The organism is Ureaplasma zalophigenitalium (assembly GCF_025780055.1).
GTDB lineage: Bacteria > Bacillota_I > Bacilli_A > Mycoplasmatales > Mycoplasmoidaceae > Ureaplasma > Ureaplasma zalophigenitalium.
In genome coordinates this window covers 1-3,814 of the sequence record NZ_JAOXHJ010000012.1, presented here as the reverse complement: position 1 = coordinate 3,814, position 3,814 = coordinate 1, and the positions used below count along the sequence as shown (strand labels likewise).

2 protein-coding genes are annotated in these 3,814 nt (G+C 28.1%); both read left to right on the top strand.

Going from position 1 to position 3,814, the window contains the following annotated elements; all coding sequences use genetic code 4:
• Positions 1-2,804, top strand: a 2,804-nt coding sequence (locus tag OF365_RS03120) for a coiled-coil domain-containing protein (RefSeq protein WP_263818158.1), incomplete at its 5' end; no start/stop codon positions are given.
• A gap of 279 nt (positions 2,805-3,083) precedes the next feature.
• Positions 3,084-3,814, top strand: a 731-nt coding sequence (locus OF365_RS03115; RefSeq protein WP_263818157.1) for a restriction endonuclease subunit S domain-containing protein, incomplete at its 3' end; no start/stop codon positions are given.

Here is a 3,814-nt window from a genome sequence, read left to right as displayed (position 1 = left end):
GTGGGTTAAGAACAATAGAGCTAGATAAAGAAATTAAATTAGCTCCTCATCAAAGGTTTTCGATTGTTGCATCTGTAAAAAATGATAAAAATGATGCAAAAATAAAATTTTCAGATGAAGAGTTTTCAAATCTTGATTTAAGTTACGTGAATCGTGATAATCAATGGGTGAGTAGTCAAAAACTTTTTGGTGGTGTTGCAAGAATTAAAGTATTTACTCGTAACAACTATAAAAATCCAGATTCAAAGAATTTATTAAACGATATCACAAACGCATCAGTTTCTTTTGATAAACCTAAATATAGATATGGTATGCAAACCGAAGCTAAGCCCAAAGTAATGTTTAATGGGGAAATATTAAAAGAAAATATTGATTACACTGTGGATTATTCTTATTTTTATGATGACAGCAAGAAATTTTTTAAAGATTCTGCTTGATCTGGTTATGGTCAAGTGGTTATTAATGGAAAAAATAAATACACAGGAAAAAATAAAAAATTTTTCACAATCTTAGTGGGTTTATATCCGAAAGTTAATAATAGAATTTTTGATCCGAATACTGATTTTACTATCTATGTGGACGAAAAAAATAAACAAAATACTGATTTTAATTATGGACCCGGTTGAAAAGTCGTTAACCCCGGACCGTTAACAACAGGGAAAAATAGTGTATCACTGGTTTATGAGGGTGATGATGCAGATTTTTATCGTTATAAGAACATAACCGTTAGTGTAATAAAAACCAATGGTTTAGACCCCCAAGAAAAAGATGCAATAGCTAATCAACAAAAAAACCAACTATTACAAGAAGTTCAAACTCATTTAGCTCAAGTTAACCAAAAAAACGCAAGTATCAGTATCACTTATCAACCAGTAAAACAGCAAATTGATGTTTTAAACTCTGAATTCCATACATTAGTTAGTGACCCAAATGATTTATCTAAAGTATCTCTAGATGATTTGCAAGAATTAAAAAACAAAATCCAAAGTTTTTTTAACAAGATTGATAATCAAATTTTAAAGATTTCACAAGATAATTTAGCAGAGATAAAAAATCGAGTTCAAGATTACATAAAAAAATTAGAATCTGATGCACAACATAGTGTATATGTAGATATCATCAACCAGTTACAGACGGTTTTTAATCAGAATTCAACACTGGATTCAGATTTCTTAAATAACGAAAAACAAACTGAAAGACTACTAAACGCTTGAAAACAAGCACAAAGTGATTTAGAAAAATTACCAACAATACAACAAGAATCTAAAAAAGAGAATGAAGCTACTTTGATAGCGTTGAAAGAAAAGTTAAAAAATAAAATAAAGAAAATCGATGCTTTAAAAAATAATGGATCAGCTCATTTATCTATTTTACAAATTAGTGAGATCGATACATTTTTAAAACAAAACCACAATACAAACCAAGAAATTAAACAAGCTATTCGTGTTGCACAAGAATTATTACAAAAAGCTGATAAAAATATCTATGCCGATAAATTAAATAGCATTAAAGACACTTTAGAAACTTTAGCAATAACAGAAGATTTAGCTAAAAATCATCCTGATATTAATAATCAATTAACTGGATTGTTAGCCGCTATTACAGCCACTATTGAACCACAGACAGTTGATGCTTATAAAACGCGTTATGAGCAACACAAAGATGATATAGCTAAAATCAAAGAATTAATTAAACGCAAACAAGAGAATGAGCAAGAAACTAAACAGCGATTAGTTAATGAAATTCAGAAATTATTTAATCGGGTTGATGAGAGAAACACACAGATTAATAATACATACCAAGCTATTAAACAAAAATTGGCGAATTTAAAGCAATCTTATGCCACTTTCATAACTCAAACTAATAACTTAAAAGATGCACGTTTAGAAGAATTAGAATCTTTTAAATCTAAAACGCAAACCTCATTTAACCAAATTGATGAAGAAATTTTAACTATTTCATATAATCATTTACAAACAGCAAAACAAGCTGTTCGTAAACATATCGAAAATTTAAAACAAGCCGAAAACACACAAAACTATCGAGACATTTTAACAGAATTATCAGAGGCTTTGGACAAAAATGAATCATCAACGAATTACGTGGAGAATGAAGAACAAGCGAAAAGTTTACACTCTCTTTTAATCAAAAAACAAGCTGAGCAAATTAAGATAGATAATATCACAAAAAAACTAAGAGCAAATTTGGCGCAAGTTATCTCACAAGCTAACAGCCTAGTAACTGATTTAACCGAACCATCTTTAGGAGTGATTAAAAAAACGTTAGAATCTGCAATTCAAAAGGCGCACTTAATTAACACTTTAGGCAAAAATGCTAAAATCGCATTTCATAATGAAATAAATCAGACTCATAAAGATTTAGAATTAATTGTTGCAGAAGCAGAAATAAAATTAAAAGAAGTTAACAATCATAAAACTATGTTAAAGCAAGCAATTGCAACTTCTAAAACGATAATTAACTCGTTATTAAACGAATTAGCAACCACAGAAGATAATCTTCTTTTAAAAGAGCAAACAAGCAAAACATTAGCTAATTTAAATCAAGCTTATCCAGATTTAAATGACAAAACAACGAACGATTTAATAACTATTAACAAACTTTATAAGAACTTATTAACAGAAGTTAAAAACAAACAAAGTAATTCGGACTTATTAAAAAAAGAAGAGCCATACAAAGGGGATACCACTAAAATTATTTTAGTGTCAATTTTAACTATAATTTTTACAGTTGGTTTGATATTGATAATTTATTTCGTGAAAAAGAAAAAGAAAAAAATCAATTAATATTTCAGACAAAAAAGTAAGAGCAAAGGATAAATTAACGCTTTTGAACTAACAAACTACTTTCATTGAAATTAACAAAGAAAAAATGCTTTTTATTTCTGATGTCGGACAAAAAAACTAGTCGTTAGACTAGTTTTTTATTTGATTTTAATAAATAAGACATTTTCTAATTGTTTACATATCACTAAAAGACAGGTATTTAATAATAAATCATTGTGATGTTATTAAATATTTTTGGAAAATAAATGTGTAAAAACCATCGCTTGAGAACAGAGAAAATTGAGAGATATTGGATCAATATATTCAGGTTTAAAATCGAAAGTTAGTATCGACTTTGTCCAGGGCAACTCTCTTTATTATTCTTATTTGGACATTTTTAAAAATACTATTATTGATTTCGAACCCAAAAATTATGTGAAAATATCAGAGTATCAAAATGTTGTACGCTATGGGGATATTATTTTAACAACATCTTCAGAAACTGCTGAGGAGTGTGCCACTTCTTCCGTAATAATGTTCAGAAGTGCCAAAAAGATTTATTTAAATAGTTTTTGTTTTGGTATTAGATTAAACGATCTATCTCAATTTGATTTATTTTTTTTAGCATATTTTTTAAGAAGTAGTTCGTTTAGAAGAAAAGCTAGAATATTAGCGCAAGGAATATCAAGATTTAATATACAACCAAGCAAAATCTTAAACACTATTTTTCATTTTGGCATTTCAAAACAAGAACAAAAAGCAATTGGTTCATTAGCAAAATCCTTTGATCAAGCCATATCACTTCTTCAGTGTAAGTTAGAAAAGTTAAAAAATCTCAAAAATACCCTTTTAGAGAAGATGTTCGCAGATGAAAAACACCCTTTTCCAAAGATCAGATTTAAAGAATTTACAAACGATTGAGAACAGAGAAGAATAGAAGATTTGGTTAATCTCGTTAAAAAATCTTCTTTATTAATCACACAAATTAAAAACAAAGGATCATATCCTGTATATAGTGCAGGTACCTTTTT